The sequence below is a fragment of the Bartonella sp. AC10YNML genome (genome assembly GCF_042196825.1).
Lineage (GTDB): Bacteria > Pseudomonadota > Alphaproteobacteria > Rhizobiales > Rhizobiaceae > Bartonella.
The window spans coordinates 1-19,657 of record NZ_JBHIRA010000011.1; the positions used below are offsets into that span (position 1 = coordinate 1).

At 36.0% G+C, this 19,657-nt stretch carries 14 protein-coding genes and 2 tRNA genes; 4 read left to right on the forward strand and 12 right to left on the reverse strand.

Annotated elements, in window-relative coordinates; genetic code table 11:
• Positions 1 to 156 precede the first annotated feature (156 nt).
• Positions 157 to 942, forward strand: coding sequence for a DNA adenine methylase (locus tag ACFINA_RS06440; protein WP_375615264.1), 786 nt, complete (start codon positions 157 to 159; stop codon positions 940 to 942).
• Between the two features lie 65 nt (positions 943 to 1,007).
• Entirely contained in the window at positions 1,008 to 1,376 is a 369-nt protein-coding gene (locus ACFINA_RS06445) for a helix-turn-helix domain-containing protein (protein WP_375614663.1), read from the forward strand.
• A 101-nt stretch (positions 1,377 to 1,477) separates the two neighbouring features.
• Here ACFINA_RS06445 and ACFINA_RS06450 read toward each other — a convergent pair.
• From ACFINA_RS06450 to ACFINA_RS06460, 3 genes are all read right to left on the reverse strand, one after another.
• Positions 1,478 to 1,552, reverse strand: a tRNA-Val gene (locus ACFINA_RS06450).
• Between the two features lie 97 nt (positions 1,553 to 1,649).
• A complete protein-coding gene (gene cpdR, locus ACFINA_RS06455; RefSeq protein WP_005773448.1) occupies positions 1,650 to 2,012 on the reverse strand; it encodes a cell cycle two-component system response regulator CpdR in 363 nt (120 codons plus the stop codon).
• Between the two features lie 834 nt (positions 2,013 to 2,846).
• Positions 2,847 to 3,764 carry a serine aminopeptidase domain-containing protein gene (locus tag ACFINA_RS06460; protein ID WP_375609380.1) on the reverse strand — a complete coding sequence of 306 codons (918 nt, stop codon included), beginning with the start codon at positions 3,762 to 3,764 and terminating at the stop codon, positions 2,847 to 2,849.
• 258 nt (positions 3,765 to 4,022) lie between these two features.
• Between ACFINA_RS06460 and ACFINA_RS06465 the strand changes: the two genes are divergently transcribed.
• Positions 4,023 to 4,490, forward strand: a complete 468-nt coding sequence (locus tag ACFINA_RS06465; RefSeq protein ID WP_375607095.1) for an Hsp20 family protein — start codon at positions 4,023 to 4,025, stop codon at positions 4,488 to 4,490.
• A gap of 252 nt (positions 4,491 to 4,742) precedes the next feature.
• On the opposite strand, the gene ACFINA_RS06470 is transcribed toward ACFINA_RS06465, so the two are convergent.
• A tRNA-Pro gene (locus ACFINA_RS06470) sits at positions 4,743 to 4,819 on the reverse strand.
• 605 nt (positions 4,820 to 5,424) lie between these two features.
• Here ACFINA_RS06470 and ACFINA_RS06475 point away from each other — a divergent pair.
• Positions 5,425 to 5,790 carry an iron-sulfur cluster assembly accessory protein gene (locus ACFINA_RS06475; protein WP_375607096.1) on the forward strand — a complete coding sequence of 122 codons (366 nt, stop codon included), beginning with the start codon at positions 5,425 to 5,427 and terminating at the stop codon, positions 5,788 to 5,790.
• 70 nt (positions 5,791 to 5,860) lie between these two features.
• Here the strand turns inward: ACFINA_RS06475 and mazG are convergent, their stop codons facing one another.
• From mazG to ACFINA_RS06515, 8 genes are all read right to left on the reverse strand, one after another.
• Positions 5,861 to 6,676 (reverse strand): nucleoside triphosphate pyrophosphohydrolase, encoded by an 816-nt coding sequence (gene mazG, locus ACFINA_RS06480; RefSeq protein WP_375614661.1) that lies wholly within the window; start codon positions 6,674 to 6,676, stop codon positions 5,861 to 5,863.
• A gap of 33 nt (positions 6,677 to 6,709) precedes the next feature.
• Entirely contained in the window at positions 6,710 to 7,639 is a 930-nt protein-coding gene (locus ACFINA_RS06485) for a lipid A biosynthesis lauroyl acyltransferase (protein WP_375608336.1), read from the reverse strand.
• Positions 7,640 to 7,645: 6 nt separating this feature from the next.
• Complete coding sequence (locus tag ACFINA_RS06490; protein ID WP_375615265.1) at positions 7,646 to 8,674, reverse strand: zinc-binding dehydrogenase; 1,029 nt, start codon at positions 8,672 to 8,674, stop codon at positions 7,646 to 7,648.
• A gap of 61 nt (positions 8,675 to 8,735) precedes the next feature.
• Positions 8,736 to 10,010 (reverse strand): beta-ketoacyl-ACP synthase, encoded by a 1,275-nt coding sequence (locus ACFINA_RS06495; RefSeq protein ID WP_375607099.1) that lies wholly within the window; start codon positions 10,008 to 10,010, stop codon positions 8,736 to 8,738.
• A gap of 15 nt (positions 10,011 to 10,025) precedes the next feature.
• Positions 10,026 to 11,201, reverse strand: coding sequence for a beta-ketoacyl-ACP synthase (locus ACFINA_RS06500; protein ID WP_375614660.1), 1,176 nt, complete (start codon positions 11,199 to 11,201; stop codon positions 10,026 to 10,028).
• Between the two features lie 11 nt (positions 11,202 to 11,212).
• Entirely contained in the window at positions 11,213 to 11,497 is a 285-nt protein-coding gene (locus ACFINA_RS06505) for an acyl carrier protein (protein WP_005773457.1), read from the reverse strand.
• 188 nt (positions 11,498 to 11,685) lie between these two features.
• Entirely contained in the window at positions 11,686 to 14,004 is a 2,319-nt protein-coding gene (locus ACFINA_RS06510; protein ID WP_375608305.1) for an NADP-dependent malic enzyme, read from the reverse strand.
• Between the two features lie 1,065 nt (positions 14,005 to 15,069).
• A complete protein-coding gene (locus ACFINA_RS06515; RefSeq protein ID WP_375615266.1) occupies positions 15,070 to 19,629 on the reverse strand; it encodes a hypothetical protein in 4,560 nt (1,519 codons plus the stop codon).
• Between the last annotated feature and the right edge of the window lie 28 nt (positions 19,630 to 19,657).

The following is a 19,657-nucleotide window of genomic DNA, read 5'->3' on the forward strand; positions in this document are numbered from 1 at the left end:
AAAGATGATGTCACGCATCATGAAGTGGATTGCCTTCATTCTCTTTATGTTTGTAATAGATTTTTCCCGTTGCGTGGGCGCCATAGAGAATAGCTTCTCACATCTTGAAAGATGGATAACAAAAAGTTAGAACTCACAAAATCTTTCCTTTAAAATATGACGAAACAAGAATTTACACAGACACTGTTTGCGTGGATGGGTGGTAAACACTATCTGCGTAAGAAAATTATACCGATTTTAAATAGTATTGATCATGAAACCTATGTTGAACCGTTTTTAGGTTCAGGCGTTATTTTTCTAAACAAGCGACCAGCAAAATATTCCGTGATTAATGATTTGAATGGAGAGATCACGAATCTGTTTCAATGTGTTCAAAATCATTTTGATGATTTAGCCAAACGATTGGAGTGGTTTATTTGTTCAAGACAGTTGTTTTTTGACCTTGCAGCGCTTGACCCCGAAAGCCTTTCCAAAGTTGAAAGAGCCGCACGCTTTTTGTTTCTCCAATGTTGTGTCCTTTATGGGAAAAAAGATTACGTTTCTTTTAGTTTTGGAAGAAAGAGACCCGCTGGTTTTAATCCCGAAAAGCTATTATCAAGGATGAGACGTGTAAGGCAAAAATTGCTTGATACAACCATATTAAATTTGTCGTGGGAACGGGTTATCGAGCTCTTTGATGCGCCCGATAGTTTGTTTTATTTAGACCGGCCTTATTTTTTGCAAAGGAAATATTACAGTTCTGGAGATTTTGTTGAAGAGGATTTTGTCAGTATGGCAAAAGTTCTCAAGGGTATCCAAGGGAAATTTGTCTTGAGTCTGAATGATTGTGATGCGGTTCTAGAGATCTTTAAGGATTTTGACTTTTTAGAAGTTGAGACCCTTTGGACATCAGGATTTACTAAAAAACCACCCCGAAAAGAACTCTTGATTCGTAATAATTGAAGAAAATCATAAAAAGATTTGTTAGAATCAGAAGAAAATATTTCTTCTCTAATAGGACTTTTTATATGGTTACATCTTTTGGTAAAATTTTACGGAAACTTCGCATTGATCACTCCGAACGCCTCTTAGATATGGCTAAGAAATTAGACATATCTGTAGCATTTTTATCTTCTGTCGAGATTGGCAAAAAATCTGTTCCTGTAGGACTGGAGGAAAAGATCATAGAGCTTTATGGTTTAGATAAAGAGAAGGCTTCTCTCTTAAAAAAAGAAGCCTATTCTTGTCGAAAAAGTTTTACAATCAAGACTTCTGATCCGTTGAGGCGTGAAGCTGTTGGTGAGTTTGTTAGAAATTTAGAGAATTTTTCACAACAAACCGTAGCAGAATTAAAAGACTTTCTTGAGAAAGTTGGTAAAAAAAGAGGCGTCCTATAGAGATGTGTTGCAAAACCCTATTCCCTCACTTTTATTTACGCATCCCTCACTTAAAAAAAACATATGGAAAATCAATAAATTATTGTTGACATAAAATGCAATGGTGGGCGTGACAGGGATTGAACCTGTGACCCCTACGATGTCAACGTAGTGCTCTCCCGCTGAGCTACACGCCCATTCATTGATGTTGCATACACCATATAGAATGCCAAACGTCAATGCCTAATTTTATTTTCTCTTTCAACAGATGCAAATAACTTTAAAAAATACTTTTTAAGCAGCGATAAGGATCTTTTCAACTTCATTGACGAGTTCACGTAAGTGAAATGGCTTAGAGAGAACCTTTGCATCAGGAGGGGCATCACTATTTGAATTGAGTGCTACCGCTGCAAAGCCTGTAATGAACATTACTCGTAAATCAGGGTCAATTTCAGTAGCACGTCGTGCAAGTTCGATTCCGTCCATCTCTGGCATCACAATATCAGTCAGGAGAAGGGAAAATGGCTCTTCTTGTAAACGTTCATATGCGCTAATACCATTATCGAAATCGGCGACTTCGTAGCCTGCACGTTCTAAGGCTTTTACGAGAAAGCGACGCATATCGTTATCATCTTCTGCGAGCAGGATTCGTTTCATGATTATGTTCCAATGGCTCCATTTGTCAGAGTTTTGCCGCATCAATTATACAATATAGAGTATTTAGAAAAAAGATGGTAAAATGCTCATAATTGAAATGAATGGCAAAATGGTTAATTCTTACATTCTGATTTACAATACAGCATATTCGTTGTGAGTTGGTTAAATTCGAAATATATGTGATTTTGAAAAAAGAAGGGGGGCTCTAAAACTTCTAGGATGATTCATTGCTATCTTTTCTTTTAAATTTGCTGATTATTATCAGAATTCCATTAAAAAAATTATGAAAACCATTATTGTAGGGACTTCCTATATCGAGAAATTAAAAGAATATTATGTTAATTTATTGTTTTTAAAAAGTTCTCCTAAGAAATAGAAATTTTATAGTTATTTGTTTTTATAGAGATTTGTAATAAATATTATAAATGCGCTTTATTTTCAGTTTTTCCTTAAATAGATGAAAAGTATTATTTTTCTAGATATAATATTAAATGAGTATTATTATAACAAATAAAAAATAGTATTTTGATGCTTTATTTGTAAATATGTATCATGTTATATTAAGATAGATTTATTATTTATATAAATAGTTTTTTTATTAAGTTATTTTTTATGATGTAAAATAATATTTTTTAATGTAATGATATACTTTGTATATTAGTTTTTTATTAGAATGCGTGGTGAATATTTAGGTCATGGTTTTCCTGTAAAGGCTAGAAAACAAATCATATGAGTGGTTGGAAAGAAAAATCTATTATATTTAAAAGTGTTTGTAGATCCAATGCTCGTAGAAATTTTCTTTTTTGATGGGGCGGAGTGGAAATTAAGGTTTAGTTATTTTACAGATACATTATCGGGAATAAAGGCATCAAATGCAGCCAAAAATTGTTTTTTATAATCTTCGTTAACCATAATTGTATCCAGTTCAGCGCCTGTAATAGTAATACTTTCTGTTAGACGTGTGTGTTGGCATAATTGCCGCACTTCAATGTTGTTTGCAATATTGTTTTGATTGGCAAGAATAAAGAGTGTTGGGATTCGTAAATTTCCATGAAGTACATTTCTCTTCATAGAATCAATCGTATTAAATACTGAAGCCATCCATTGGGATGTTGGGGGCTTAATGGAAGGGAGCGGCACTTTATGTATGTGTCCCAATTGTATATTTTTTTGTTTTGTCTTGTTTAATTTTTTCCCATTTTTCACTGGTATAAAGCCAAGACCTATATCAGAAAGAAATTGTGTTAATTTATGTTGAAAACTATTCGTTTTATTTCCGAATGGAGCAAAAAGGGGAGAAACACAGAGTAATCTATTAAACTGATGATTAATGAGATCTAATCCGCTAAGTGCTATCAATCCACCTATGCCATAGGCGAGCATAGAGTAAGGCGGCGGACAATTAGGATAAACAATATTTTTAAAAAATTTATATAAGTCATTAATATCATTATTTATATCAAAACAATGATGTCGGCTTTGTTTTCTTATCTTGAAGGATGTTTTTTCTTGATCAAAGCAGTCAAATATTGCTGTATGAAAACCGCGTTTAGAAATTTCATTTATTAATAAAAAATATTTTTCTAAAGTATTTGCGTAGCTTTTGAGAATAACAATTGTTCCCTTAGATTTTTCCACCTCAGGATATGTTATAGCAAAACGAATTTCATGATCTATTGCTATTTTAAGAGTATCATGATGGATATTAAGAGAAGTGGAACCCCAGTCTATGGGATAAAGAGGTGTTTCCAATTGAAATCCTTTACAGTGTATTTGTCGCTTAGTGCTTTGACATTTATGTAATGAAGAAAGAGGATTTAAAAAGGGGTATATTGCTTTTTAGATAGTTTTTATCAATTTAGGTCCCAAAGAGTTGAAATAAAGAAAAACGATTACTAGATAATATAGTGTGGTTGCCATGATGGGGCCGCAGGTTCACAAGTAAGTTTGCCATTTGGGAACTTTGTGAATCAATTATAAATTATAGTCGCTCTAGAGGAGGGCAATATTATGCGTCAAGTAGACTTTTCACCATTTTATCGTTCCACAGTAGGTTTTGATCATCTTTTTAATTGGTTTGATTCTAGAACCCAACCAGATGAAGTTTCTTCTTATCCCCCTTATAATATTGAACGTTTAACTGAAGATTCTTATAGAATTTCTATGGCTGTTGCTGGTTTTTCTCAAGATGAAATTGATATTGAAACACATTGTAACCAGCTGATCGTTAAAGGAGACAGAAAGCCTGAAAATGATGCTGAAGAACGAGAGTTTCTTTATCGAGGTATTGCTTCGCGTGCTTTTGAACGGCGTTTTCATTTGGCTGATCATGTTAAGGTTATTGGGGCAGAACTTGGAGATGGGCTTCTTCATATTCAGCTTAAAAGGGAAATGCCAGCTGAATTAAAACCAAAAAAGATAACCGTACAGATGTCACCATCCATTACAAAAAATGATAACAGCGACGTTATTGTGTAAAGAAAATTTAGAAAATATGAGATCGGATAATTATAAATTTTTCTGAAGAATAAAAAACGCGAGGCAAAAGGTCTCGCGTTTCGTATGTGTTTTCCTAAGAACGAAGCGCATTTTAATAAAACAGCTTATCTCAAATTTATGATAAAATATCACTGCACATTATTTTACGTTGAAGAAAAAGTTCATGTGTGTGCAATTAAAATGCGTAATAATCCACTTTTTAAGTAAGCTTATTTTATAGCATTTTAAAAATGGTCGGAGCGGCGGGATTTGAACCCACGACCCCTTGACCCCCAGTCAAGTGCGCTACCAAGCTGCGCTACGCTCCGAGTTCGTGTAAAACGATTAAATGACTGTTTCTTTAAAGGCAAGAGAAAAAATAAACAGAATAAAATCTAAAATGCTCTTGCACTTAGAGCTTTTGAAAGTAAAAATTTTGGACATCAATATTTTGTTGTTAATTCAAGATAAATAACGAATTTGTAAAATTCTTTGTGATCATTAAATTTTTAGCTCTATAGTTAATAGATGTATGCATTTAATTACTTTTGAGATTGTGAGGAGGGGGTAAGATTGGTGACTTTAGGGGTATGAATTGGAGCAAATGAGTGCGGAAGGTATATTTTTTCTTACCTAATCGTTACTTTTCTAAAAAGATAAAGATTTTCAAAAGAAGAGGAGTGAATGTATGGTTTTGAAAAGTTTTCGTTTTTTTAGAGTTTTATAGACGAGGTATTTTCATTTTATGTGGATAAAAAATTGTAAGTTCTGGATTGTATAATCACAAATCTCATTTTACGGGTATGTATTTTTATCCAAATAAACAAGATCAGAATGCTTTAATTTATGTTTCGTTTTTTTTCTAAAATATCAGATAAAATATTATAGAGGAAAAACTTTCAAAGTGTCTATTGGACTAAGAAAAGAGTAAAGGATGAGCCGTTTTTCGGTAATAAATTTGACGCAAGCAGCAGTGGATCGTGTTAAAGCGATTATGGATGAAAAAGATGCACAGGGTATTCTTGTTGGTATCAAAAAAGGTGGTTGTGCAGGGATGGAGTATACAATTACTCTTGTCAAAGAAAAGGGGATAGATGCGGATGTTGTTGAAGTGAATGGTGCCCGTGTTTTTGTAGCACATGATGCGGTATTATTTTTATTAGGGACGCAGATGGATTATGAAGTGACAACGCTGCGGTCTGGTTTTGTCTTTAAAAATCCTAATCAAGTTTCAGCATGCGGGTGTGGAGAATCGGTTGAACTTCGTCCTGCTACGCAGGATCAATATAAAACAAATTGAACTAAGCTAAATTATAATTTAGTAATTTTAGAGGCGCTTGTTCTTTTAGGTAGAAGAAATCTACTATTTTTTATCGTTCATTTTTAGCTTGCTTCCAAAGTGCTTCCATTTCATTCAAGGATGCGTCAGTAAGTGTTTTAGATTGAGTGGATAGCTTTTCTTCAATATAGGCGAAACGATTTCGAAATTTTATATTCGTTTTTTTTAATGCTTTTTGTGAATCAATTGCTAAGTGGCGCGCGAGATTAAGGAGTATAAAGTAGAGATCTCCAAACTCTGCTTCTATCTCTGAGTTTTGTTTATTTTTGATGGCTTCTTTGAGCTCTTCCAGTTCTTCTTCTATTTTTTCAAAAACTTTATCACTTTTTTGCCAATCAAAACCTACTTTAGCTGCTGCTTCTTGTAAAGCAAGTGCCTCTTGGTTTGCTGGCTGGATTTGTTTTACTGTTGCGAGTATGCTTGTGGAGGAATTGTTGTTTTTTTCTTTATATAATTTTTTTTGTTCAGCCTGTTCTTTGATTTTTATATATTCCCACTCCTCTTTTATAACCCCCCGTTCTTTTTGCACAGCATTTCCAAAAACATGAGGATGGCGCCGAATCATTTTTTCCGTAATTGCATAAACAACATCTTCAAAAGTAAAACTGCCTTCTTCCTGTGCAATAGTAGCATGATAGACAACTTGTAAAAGAAGATCACCAAGTTCTTCACAGAGATTCCTTCGGTTTTTTTGTTCAATGGCATTGATGACTTCGTAAACTTCTTCAAGCATATAGGGTATGAGAGATTCAAAAGTTTGTTTTTTATGCCATATACAACCACTATCAGGATTGCGTAATGCAGTGATAATTGCGGTGAGATCTTTGATATCTTTTGAGGCTAACATTTTGCACTTCCTTTGTAAGCAATAGAGCTTATGTTAGATGTCCCAACGTCTATGTAACCACATCCATTGTCCAGGATATTCACGGACCCAAGTTTCAACAATATCATTTAATTTTTGCGTAGAAGCCGCTATATCGATATCATTTTTTTCATCACGTGGAAGTTCTACATGTTCATATAACTCTAAACGATGACGTCCTCCAGGTAGACGAATACAACGTGCTGGATAAATATCACAGTCATATTGTCGAGCAAGTTTTATAATTAAGGGGTTTGTTTTAAGAGGTCTGTTAAAAAATGTTCCCATGATACCGCGGCGAAATTTTTGATCAACGAGCATACCAACATTTTCACCTTCTTCTAATTTGGCTGCTAATGCCCATGCGGCACCGGCCTTGGAGGGAACAAGATGTCCCATAGAAGTTTGTCGTGCTTTAAGGATTCGTTTGGCAACATAGGGATTATTGGGTGGTCTAAATAATACCGTAACATTAAGATCAAAACTTTGTGCACAAATAGGCAGAAGTTCAAAATTGCCAGTATGTGCGGTGAAAAAAATATGTGGTTTTTTTTCATTTTTTAATCGCTCAAATATTTCAATGCCTTTAACCTCAATGAAACCTGGCTTGTCTGCATGAGGATCAAAATCAAAAATTTTATCAAGAAAAATATATTCAGCGAGGAAACGTCCTATATTTTCCCACATTTCTATTGCAATCGCACGGAGTTCTTGCTCTGTTTTTTCTGGATATGCACTCCTAAGGTTTGCAAGTGTGATTTGATGACGATGGATAAGGGGACCAATTTTTTTTGCTAACCAAGCAAAAAAAGAAATTCCCATTTTGGCTGGAAAACACTTTAGAATAAATAAAGAACCAAAGAGTAGATATGCCCATAACAAATAGGATATTTTTTTAGCTATAATTTTAATATGATATATGAGATTTTTAAGAGAAAGCTTCATCATGATTTAATCGATTTTAAGGATAATTTTACCAAAAACATCACGACTTTCCATTCGTTTTAAAGCTGTATCAATTTCATCCAGTCCAACAATTGTATCAATGACAGGATGTGCAGCTTTTTGTGCCATTTTTTGCATGGCATTTTTCATATTTTCCATACGGCAGCCAAATGAACCGAATATCTTAAGCTGTTGCTGGAATAATTGCATGAGATTTATTGGTGCTGAAACACCAGAGGTAGAACCGCAAGTCACTAAGCGTGCTCCTTTTTTCATACATAACAGAGAACCGTTCCATGTATCGACACCAACATGTTCAAAAACAACGTCAACACCTTTTTTTTGGGTTAATTTCCGCACCACACCTTCAAAACGATCTTTACGATAATTAATCACATGATCTGCTCCAAGAGCGTGTGCTTTTGCAATTTTTTCATCTGAACCTACGGTGGTGATAACTGTACAGCCCATGTGTTTTGCAAGTTGAATAGCTGCAGAGCCAATACCGGAACCACCTGCTTGTATCAGGATTGTTTCTCCTTCTTGTAGTTTTGCGTTATCGAAAAGCATATGTTCTACAGTACCAAAAGTAATTGGAGCAACAGCTGCTTGCAATTCATTACATTGGGGTGGTGCTGGAACCAATAAACGTGCTGGCAGATTAACAAACTCACACGCAAATCCATCAAGATGAAAACCGTAGACTCCCTTTACATTACTGCAAAGATTATCCCGTCCTTCATGACAAGCTTTGCATACTCCGCAGGTTTGTGCACCATAAATTGAGACAATCTGTCCAAGTTGGAGATGTTCAACGCCATCTCCTATTTGTACAACCTCACCAGAGGCTTCTGCACCAATGATGAGAGGCATTTTTCTTTTCGCAAAGGCCATGCCACGCCATCCCCATACATCAATATGATTAAGGGCAACGGCTTTTATCCGCACAGTTACTTCACCTAGACTAGGTGAAGATGGCGAGGGAATATTGGTGATTTCAAGTCGACGTTCATTAAAGAGTTGCAGTGCACGCATTATCAGCCCCCTTAAAAGACGTTATTAGGTTAGCGTTACAAAATTTTTATTATATAAAGGATTATCCTTTATAGGCTGTGATAACAAGACTCATATTTTGACCACCAAATCCAAAAGAGTTTGACAAAACCGCATTAACACAGGCTTTACGGCTATGATGAGGAACAACATCTAAAGGGATGGAAGGGTCAGGATTATCGTAATTTATTGTCGGTGGAAGTACCCCTGATTGAATGGTTAAAAGAGAAAAAACGGCTTCTATTGCACCAGCAGCAGTTAATGTATGCCCAATCATTGATTTATTAGAAGAGACTGGAATATGCTCTAACAGATCACTAAAGACAGTTGATAATGCAAGATATTCCATTTTTTCATTTTCAGGTGTTGAAGTTCCGTGGGCATTAATATAGTCAATTTCATTGATGGTTATTTGTGCATCGTCTAAGGCTTTACGAACGGATTCAATTGCTGGTGATGCATCGGGTTTTGAACGTGTACGGTGAAAGTCATCGGCGGTTTCTCCACAGCCAGCTAAAATTCCTAAAACTGTAGCATTACGGTTTAATGCGCTTTGAAGAGATTCAAGAACAAGAGCGCCTGATCCTTCTGCCATAACAAAACCATCTCTATCACGGCTAAAGGGCTTTGCTGCTTTTTCTGGAGGCTCATTTTGAGTTGAAAGAGCAGATAGTAACGAAAAACGAATAAGAGATTCTGCTGAAACTGATCCATCTGTCGCAATTATGAGCGCTCTATTTGTCTCTCTCCGTCTAATAGACTCAACACCTAATTGAATTGCTGTTGCACCAGATGCACAGGCAGTGGAAAGTGTAACAGGAAGTCCTTTTGTGCCAAATGTTTTTTGAAGTTTTTCTGCAATTGCACCAAATTGTGTGGTTTCAAAAAGTGCCTCATGGAGTTTATGCTTACAGACTTTAAGAAGATCTGCATAAGAAGGCTCATTATTGAATTTTTCCTCTTGATCAAGACTAAAACGTGCTTTCCATTCAAGCTCAACAGGAGGAGCAGCTAGAAAAAGTGGTCCATTAAAATTTGTTTTATCAACAGCTGCTTGTTCTAACGCTTCTTCAGCAGCAAGATGTGCAAGCTTTTCAGAAAGAGCTGAAGCACCAAACGTACTTTCTTTGAGGAAATCAATCGTTCCAGCAATATATGTGTTTAATCCCTCAATGGGAAAACGTGTTATTTTGTGGATTCCGCTTACACCGCTTGTTAATTTTTGCCAATTTTCATGTTTTCCTCGTCCTAGTGATGTGACAACGCCTACACCAGTTATTGCTACAAGTGGACGTCCAAAATGATCATGATATTTCACGATAGAAATTCCCCTTCAAACAGCTGTAAGACGCACGATACCTTCAGCTCTTTTTATACCAATAGTTGTAATAAATATTTCACGCACTTCTTTAGGAAAAGGTTTTTCATGAGGACTTAATGCTGGAAAACAGTGTTTTTTTTCAATTGCAAGTGCTGCCAGAGCAAGCGCTAGAGGAAATTGTGCTTCCCGCATATAACCAAATAATGTTGTAATACCGCGATAAGATAGATCAGCATCGTCAAGAGCATATTGTTCTGCTTTTGTTGCTTCGTGAGCACCTGAGGCTGCTGAAATGACTAAGGCAGATTTAGCGCCCACAGTTTTCAACATTGTTGCAATTGACTCTCTCAGTGAAGTTTTGGTTCTATCTGTTTGGTCTGTAACAATTTGACTAATTTCAGCATAAGCACGCGCGTTACGTTTTTTCGCATGCTCTCCACTTTCAAGAACTAGAAAGATACCACCAGAACCGGTTATAATACCGCCGCCGGGGTGAATTTCACGATTCCACACTGGGCTCCATCCATTATGGGTTAAAAGACCACCAAGTTCATGCGCCAACAACATATCATAACTTTGTGCATTATAAGAACTTCCTACAAGAGCATGGGTGCTTTGTCCTGATTTAATACGGGCTACAGCAATTTGAAGTGCAGAAAGCCCACTGCCTTCTTCTCCCATAAATGTACGAGAAGATCCAGTGACTTTATGAACGATTGAAATGTTTCCTGCCAGAAGGTTTGAAAGTTGTGCTAAAAATAATGTTGGACGAAGTTCGGTTGAAAGAGCAACATTTAACATAGAAGCATGATCGGCGATTGCGCGCGCTTTAGAAAGAATTTGTGTATCAACAGTAATATCACGCTCTCCTCCACTTGCCGCTACGATCATATCCATTGTTGAAGTGAGTTGTTCATTATTTTTCATGCCGGCATCATCAAGAGCAAGACCAGCCGCATAGGTACCAAGACGCTGCCATGTTCCCATTTGTCGTTGATCGCTTTTTTTAGGAATCTGTGAACCCCAATCAATTTCGGGCGCTTTATGAACCGTGTAGGGCGAAAAAGTTGTACAATCTAGATTTGGTGTACGGGCTTGATCATTTAAGAGATTCCAATGTTGATCAGTTCCTTCTCCCAGAGAGCTTATGAGGCCTATACCAGTGATGAATACAGATTGATCATGCATGGTGAAAAAAATTACTCCGCCTGTTTTAAGGCAACGAGATCATCAATTTTTGCACAAAGATTTTTAAGAACAAAGTACTCTTCCGTTGCAACTGTGCCTTCATTGACTTCTTGCGTCCATTGTTCTAGTGGAACCTTTATTCCGAAAGCTTTATCAATAGCGAAAACAATATCAAGAAAATCAAGACTATCGATTCCCAAATCGTCAATTGTATGACTTTCAGGCGTAATTGTATTGCGATCAATTTCACTGATTTCTGCAATAATATCAGCAACTTTATCAAACGTGGAAGGCAATGTACGGATTCCTTATTATAGAGTTAGTAAATTCAAAATATATTTAATACTATTCTTCTAGCCTTTTTTCTCTTTAAAAAAAAGAATTAATCCAGAATATAGCTGTCTTTTCTATAGAGAAAAGAGGTTTACAGTATATGAAGTACTATACCTCAATATTTAAAAAACTTTGAAATTTTATTGCACATTTATTTTACGAGACTATTTTTTCTATTTGCCGCAAGGACGGCAAGGGCTGTTATATTAACAACTCCCCGTGAAGTTACCGAAGGTGTTAAGATATGCGCGGGACGTGCTGCCCCGATCAAGATAGGACCAACATGAAGTGCATTTGTAAGGCTTCTAACAGTGTTGAGCGTGATATTGGCTGAATCAAGTGTTGGAAAAATAAGCAGATTGGCTTCACTTTTAAGACGAGAATCAGGAAAAACACGATCACGAAAAACTTTAGAAAGGGCAGCATCACCGTGCATTTCACCATCTGCTTCTAAATCAGGGTGTAATTGGGCAAGAATTTCTGTTGCACGTCGCATTTTACGCGCACTTTCTGTGTTTTTAGAACCAAAGTTTGAGTGTGATAATAAGGCTGCTTTTGGTGTTATTCCAAATGCTTCAACTTCTTTAGCGGCCAATACAGTCATTTCAGCGATTTCTTCTGCAGAAGGATTTTCATTGACGTAAGTATCTGTGAGAAAAAGAGTACGCTGTTGAGAGATAAGTAAACTCATAGCAGAAAAACGGTGAACATTAGGATCAAGTCCGATAATTTGTTCAATCAATTCAAGTTGACGTTCAAAACGTCCCTCTAAGCCACAAATCATTGCATCTGCTTCTTCTCGCATAACGGCGAGGGCAGCAATAGCCGTTGTTGATGTTCTTACTATTGTTTTTGCCATTTCAGGCGTAACGCCACGTCTTCCTGTATAATGAAAAAATAAATTAACATAATCACGAAAACGTGGGTCATCTTCAGGGTTTGTTAATTCAAAATCTATACCAGGACGAATTCTTAAACCAAAGCGTTTTAATCTAGCTTCTACGACATGTGGACGGCCGATAAGGAGCGGTGTTGCTGTTTGTTCTTCAATGACAACTTGTGCTGCTCGAAGGACGCGTTCATCTTCACCATTCGCATAAATGACGCGTTTACGTTTTGCTGTTTTTGCAGCAGCAAAAACAGGTTTCATCGTTAAACCAGAAAGAAAGACAAATCGATTGAGGATATCATAGTAGGCTTCCATATCTTCAATGGGACGAATAGCGACACCTGTTGCCATTGCTGCTTTAGCAACAGCGGGAGCAATACGCAGTATTAAACGTGGATCAAAAGGAGAGGGAATCAAATAGTCTGGACCAAAACTGGGAGGTTCTTTTGAGTATGCACGTGCTACAACATCTGAAGTTTCTTCACGTGCAAGAGCAGCAATCGCATGAACAGCGGCCATTTTCATTTCTTCATTAATTGCCGTAGCACCTACGTCTAATGCACCACGGAAGATATAGGGAAAACAAAGTACATTATTAACTTGATTGGGATAATCAGAGCGTCCTGTGCAGATCATTGCATCTGGTCGTATAGACTGTGCTTCTTCAGGCATAATTTCTGGTACTGGATTAGCCAGCGCTAAAATTAATGGGTTTGGAGCCATTCTTTTAAGATGTTCAGGCTTTAAAACACCACCCGCAGATAAACCTAGAAAAATATCTGCATTATCAATAATATCAGATAGAGTTCGTGCGTCAGTTTTTTGTGCGTAATTAACTTTCCAACGATCCATAAGGGTCTTGCGACCTTCATAAACAACGCCTTCCAAGTCACTAAGCCAAATATTTTCAACTTTTGCCCCAAGACGAACCAAAAGATTAAGGCAAGCGAGGGCAGCAGCACCTGCACCTGAGGTAACTATTTTTGCATTTTCAATTTTTTTTCCTGAAAGATTTAAGGCATTTAATACAGCAGCAGAAACAATAATGGCAGTTCCATGTTGGTCATCATGAAAAACTGGAATATTCATCTTAGCACGCAGCTTTTCTTCGATTTCAAAACATTCAGGGGCCTTAATGTCTTCAAGGTTAATACCACCAAATGTAGGTTCTAAGGTCGATACCGTTTGTACCATTTGTTCTACATTGGATGCATCAATTTCAATATCAAAAACATCAATATTCGCAAATTTTTTGAATAAAACAGCTTTGCCTTCCATAACTGGTTTTGAAGCAAGTGGGCCAATATTTCCTAAACCAAGAACAGCAGTTCCATTTGATATAACGGCAACTAAATTAGAACGGGAGGTATATAGAGCAGCAAGATTAGGATCTTCATGAATTGCAAGACATGGTGCTGCAACACCTGGAGAATAAGCAAGAGCTAAATCACGTTGATTATCAAGAGGTTTTGTTGCTTGTATTTCCAATTTTCCAGGTTTAGGGTATTGGTGATAAAAAAGCGCGGCACTGTCAAGTTCAGCTTTTGGTGACCTTAAATCACTATTTCGTTCTCTAGACATTTTTATGATATCCAAGTTAGTGTGTATTTATATGAGTGTTCTATCTACGTTAAGGTTTTGTCCACTAATAGATCCTCATTTCTCTGAATATCAAAATGCGTGAGCATGAGCAAATTCTTCTGGATCATAAAACCAGTTTGGTAATTCTTTTTGTTTGTGCGCATGAATAATTTCATGGTTAGTCGCACGTTTGTTTTTCTTTCCTTAATAAAATGCATAAAAATTGATTAGTTTACAAAAGAATAAAATATTTTCTAACGACTATATTACCAAGTCATTATTTTTTTTGCAATGCTTAGAAAATAAGGAAAGAACAGAAGAAATTTTCTTATTCATTTCATTCGTTTTTTATAAAATATATATTTTATTTAAAGTTTTATACGGAGGTAGAAAAAAATTAAACAACAATTTGACAGTTATAAATTGTTTATTCAGCTATTTTAAAGGAGTTTGGAACATTGAGAATGACAAATATGTTGTTTTAAGCAATGAATATGTCACTAAAACAGCTGTAATTGCGCACTCTATACATAAAGTCCATTCCATTAACGCTTTGCTTTATAATTTATAATGAATCATCTCGTATATTGAATGGGAAAGTTGAGTACAATAAGATACATTCATTTCAAATTCACCTAATGTAATAAAAATATTTACTTAGATATTTCAAGTGCGCTTAATATGTGGATAACAACATGTAAGAAAGGAATAGAAATCTCTCTTATGAGCCATTTTAATAATAACGCATGAAAAAATATTAAAGGCTAGCAAATAAAATAATTTTATTAAATCTTTGTGTTTTTATGAAAATATGAAAAATAAAGGAGTTAAGAAAAAGATAAGGAAATAGAAAACATGCTTTATCATTCTTAGAATGATATGTTGTTTGATAAGCCATTACGCTTCTTTAGGATTATTGCTTAGGATATCAAAGAAAACCGCATGCCAATTATCCCAACCTTTGAAGTACAAAGCTACAGTTGAAAGAAAAGCATTCTATGATGAGCCATTAAAACGACTAGAGAGAGAAAGTGGAAAAAATATCTTTTTCCACTTTCTTATTTGTTATTGGATTCGACCACTTGCATGAGCAAGCATAGTATAAACTTTTCCGGTATCTGATATCAAGTACTTGCGAACTGAGTTGGAAGAGCCAGAACTGCGCGATATATCACGTAAGAGCTTTTCGAAATCTGTAACATATTGATTCACTGAACGTTTAAACCCAAAATCGCTCATATATTTTTTCTTAATCATTTCAAATATTTTTTGTCCACTTAAGGTATAAAGGCGTTCTGTTACGATGTTTTTTTGTCCACGTTGATAATGATCCCATAGCTCAACAATGGCATTGTGATTAATCGCTTGCACTATACCAGCAGCTAATGAATTAAGAGAGCAGTTTGCAGGAGATGGTTTTGTTTGCACTGATGTTAAAACAGCCTCACTAGGGGGAGCATCATAAAATGTTTCTTCACGTGAAGCTCTTTCTAAGAGATTTGATACCCATTTATTTGGTCTTTTTTTGCTTTGATCTTGTTGCAAAATAGGCTTAGGTGGCACAATCTTTTTAACAGACTCAGTGGAACTGTCACTTTTTTGATTAAACATTGATGATGTAGGAAATGCTGATATTAGCTGTTTTTGTGCGCTCTTTTGATCATTTTGTATAACACTGACTAAATCTTGTAACGCTGTAATCTGTTCATTCAAAGCTGTGCGAATTGTTTGCGTTGTTTCTTTTGTTTTTTCTGGAAGTTTTTTTACATTTTCATTGATATCATTATTAATCTTTGAAAGCTCTAAACGAACTTCATCAGCGGAGCGACGTATATCTTCTGCTGCTTCTGAAAAACGCGTTGATGCTTCACTAACAAGCTTATTAAGTGATTGTTGGAATGAATTTGTGGAGTTACGCGCATTCTTATCAGAGCGTTCAAGTGCTAAGTTGAAGATTTTTTCATAATGCCCAATCATTTGATTAATTTCATGAGACTTTGAAACAAGAGCATCGCTTAATACAGAAAGCGTATTATGTTTTTCTTCAAGTGTTGCACTAAGTGAATTTTCAGACTGTTCAAGAACATGAATAGTTTGGGAAAGTGTCTTTGCATGTTCACCAAAACTGCTCGTTATATGATTAATTTGTTCAAAGGTATTCTTTGAAAGTCCTTGCAGAATTTCAACATTAGTATTGAGCGCTTGATTTGAGGCTGACAAACGCTCTGCTACTTGGTCCGTGTTGCGGAAAAAATTATTCGTACTCTCATTAAACTGCCCATCAATATTTTGAACAGCCGATAATAAAACATTACTATTTTCGTGAAAATTGTAAATTGATTGATTCAACTGTGTTAAGATGGATGAGACATTATTAACAAGCTCTTCCTTCATAATCGTTATTGTTTGAAGTGTTTCAGAGTTAGCTTTGGTTAAGCTATTCACTAGAGATTCATTATGTGCATAAATTCTTTGTTCAGCATCTTGTGTGGAGAGAGAGAGTTGTTCACCGATATGCTGTGTTAAAGAATCAATTGATTCTGTCGTACTTTGCGCTGCTTGATTTAAGTGATTTGTTAGCTCTGTTATTTTTCCAACATGTTCTGAAATTTGTGTGGCTGTTTGATTTCTTGCATCTTCCAGACGGCTCGTTACATCAGAGAGCTGATGTCCTAAATTATTTTTAAGATTTTGCATAGAGTGATGAAGAACATCACAGCGTTCATTAAGGACTTGTTCTATTGCTGTTGTTGATGTGTGAATAGTTTCATTCAATAATGCTTGTGCATTATGACTGGCTGTTGTGAAAGCTTCGACAGTATGTGCTGTTTGTTCAGACAAAACGGACAGAACTTTTTCACTGGTATCATAAACTGTTTTTTTAACGTTTGATACAATGCGATTTCCTGATTCTGAAAGAATATTTTCTGCTTGTGCAGTAACATTTGTAACAGAAGAAAGAATTTGTTCACTTGTAGAAGAAAGAATGTCAGAGGCCTTTATAATCTGATTGTGCAGGTTATCTGTCACTGTATTAACAGAATCTTCTAAGGTGACACGCATATTGTCAACACTGCTTTCCAGCGCTTGTTGAATTATCTGACTTTGTTCATTATTAAGCATGAGAGATGTTTTTAAAGTGTCAGAACGTTCCTCAATAACAGATGTTTGTGCATCAATAGCTTCACATACTTGGCTAATTTTTTCAGATAATGTTTCTTCTAGCGTTGTTGTACGTTCAAAAATTTTGTGTGCACGAACTTCTAGATTTGTATCAAATGATTCCATACGCGTCTCAAGAGTTTCAAAGAAAACACCACTCGATTGAGAGAGAGTATTCTTTAAAGTTTCGGCCTGACTTTCAAGATTTTTGATATGATCTTGAACCGTTTCAGTAATATTTTTATTGTTGGCAACAATTGCGCTCTCAACTAAATCTATCTGTTGTTTCAATGCAACATCAACACGTATATCACTTTTTGCAATGAGATTATGGATTGTTTCCATGCGTTGCTCGAGTGTGCGTGCTTGATCGGCAAGAACTTCATTGAGAGAAAAACTATTAATCGCTAAAGAGTCACGTAGAGCATCAGCACGGATATCAATATTTCTCGCTTGTGCTTCTAAAGCATCTTGGGTTGTATTACAACTTTGTACAATGACATCTTGTAACTTTTCAGTGCATTGAATGATGTTCGTAATATGATTTTCAGCTTGTTTATCAACGACTTGAACATTATCAGCCAAAACTTTTTCAATATGAGAAGTATTTTGGGATAAAACATCAATTTGATTTCTTAATGTATCCGCAATTTTATTCTTCTCGTTATCGAGCATATCTGCCATAAGAGCTCGTTGATCAGAAAGTTGTACTTTAAAATCTTGTGAACGTTCTTGTATGATATCAACAATGGCATTGTCGACATATTGAATTTCTTCTCTCAGACTTTCTTTACTTTTATCAATTGCAGAAAGAATAGCTTCACGTCCATTTGTAAATGCATGGGTAATGTCTGCTGTTTTTTCTTGGAGGTTCTCATTTATTTTCAAGACATGAGCTTCCAAGAAGTTACCAAGTTTTTCAGCATTATCCTCTAAAGCCTGACTTCGTTCTATAAAGGAATCAATAATGGAATCACTATGTTTTTTAAGAGAATGATCAACAGTTGCTAAACGTTGTTCAAAGGCTCCAATCGCTTGCGAGGTTACGTTATCAAATTTAGAAGAGAGTTTATGTGCTTGGTCGTCGAGCTTTAAGATCTTCTCATCAAAATTCTGTATAGATTGATTATTACGATCAATAAGAGCTTTATCTAAGGCTTTAAACTTTTCATCGACAGCGTGCAAAGTTTGATCTGTTACTGTTTGTATATGTGTTGCAATTTTAGCAACATGTACTTCCGCTTTTTCAGCTGTTTCATTAAAAGTTTTTTCTATTTGTTTTTCATTATGATCAAATCGTTTTGCAAAGCCATCGAAGTTTTTTCCTAATTCATGAAAAAATTCCGTGTTTTTTTGCTGAATTTGTGTTGTTGTTTTGTTAAATTTTTCAACAAGTTGATTTGTTACGCCATCACCGGCACAGGAAAGTTTTTCAACAAGGTCTTCACCTTGTTTTTGTAAAGTTTGAGAAAGGGTTTGTGCAAGCTTTTCAACATTGGTGACAATGTTAGAGGTAACCAACCCAAATTCATCACTCAGTTGTTCTTGGGTTCCTTTAATTGTTGATTGTACGCGATCTGCATGATTCAAAATGGCTATGCGTTCATTACTCAATTCTTTGATTAATGTGTGAATGCGTGATTCATTCTCAGCATAGGCTTGTTCTAGATTGTGAACTTCACCTTGTATGATTGCTTCAAGTTCAACAGCACGTCCGAGGGTACGCTCAATACCTTCGTTCATTGCCGCTACTTCTTCACGAATGGTTTGCCCTATAGCAATAGCTTGTTTTTCGGATAGATGTTGTGGTTCACTAAGGCGCTGTGCAGCATTGGTCATAAGAAGAGCAATATTATGCAAGTCGTTTGAGCGTTTTGTTAATTGGGCAACACCCCAAGATATAAGGATAGGAATTGCTGTTCCGGCTGCTACAGCGAGGCCTGTTGGGGATGTAACAAAAGTGCTGATATTGGATAAGGAGCTGAGTCCGGTAGGTGCGAGCTTATGCGCAATAAAAGCTCCTCCCGTTGCCCATAAAGCACTAAGCGCTGTTGTATACCAGTAGACTCGAGAGGAAGAACGCTGCTTTAATGGTCCAAAATTTACAGGGGTTGTTATATCATCATTTGCAGGAAGAAGTTTTGTAGACAACAATGTATTATGAACAGTTCCACCTGAAATATCAGGTGAAGGTTTTGGAGCAAAAAGCTGTTCAACAACGGATTTATCAATAACAGCTTCATCATGAATATTAGAAACAAAAGTTGATGTACCGTTTTCAGCAAAAAATTCTTCTTCTGCCATTGCAATTTTTTGAATCAGATCATCGACATTAACAACATTTTCAGAATTATTGGATGATATCGTTTCAAATCCTGTGTTATCGAAATCGAAGTTCATAGCTTTTGTGAGGGCTTCTTCAACTTCAACTTCAAATGTTTGCAATTTTGTTCTGCGTGCCATACTCGCCTCGTACTCTTACAGCCGGAAA

Coding starts and splice junctions, on each gene's coding strand:
- ACFINA_RS06515 (WP_375615266.1), bottom strand. CDS start 19,629: ATGGCACGCAGAACAAAATTGCAAACATTTGAAGTTGAAGTTGAAGAA.
- ACFINA_RS06475 (WP_375607096.1), top strand. CDS start 5,425: ATGAGCCGTTTTTCGGTAATAAATTTGACGCAAGCAGCAGTGGATCGT.
- ACFINA_RS06510 (WP_375608305.1), bottom strand. CDS start 14,004: ATGTCTAGAGAACGAAATAGTGATTTAAGGTCACCAAAAGCTGAACTT.
- ACFINA_RS06490 (WP_375615265.1), bottom strand. CDS start 8,674: ATGCGTGCACTGCAACTCTTTAATGAACGTCGACTTGAAATCACCAAT.
- ACFINA_RS06465 (WP_375607095.1), top strand. CDS start 4,023: ATGCGTCAAGTAGACTTTTCACCATTTTATCGTTCCACAGTAGGTTTT.
- cpdR (WP_005773448.1), bottom strand. CDS start 2,012: ATGAAACGAATCCTGCTCGCAGAAGATGATAACGATATGCGTCGCTTT.
- mazG (WP_375614661.1), bottom strand. CDS start 6,676: ATGTTAGCCTCAAAAGATATCAAAGATCTCACCGCAATTATCACTGCA.
- ACFINA_RS06500 (WP_375614660.1), bottom strand. CDS start 11,201: ATGCATGATCAATCTGTATTCATCACTGGTATAGGCCTCATAAGCTCT.
- ACFINA_RS06445 (WP_375614663.1), top strand. CDS start 1,008: ATGGTTACATCTTTTGGTAAAATTTTACGGAAACTTCGCATTGATCAC.
- ACFINA_RS06485 (WP_375608336.1), bottom strand. CDS start 7,639: ATGAAGCTTTCTCTTAAAAATCTCATATATCATATTAAAATTATAGCT.
- ACFINA_RS06440 (WP_375615264.1), top strand. CDS start 157: ATGACGAAACAAGAATTTACACAGACACTGTTTGCGTGGATGGGTGGT.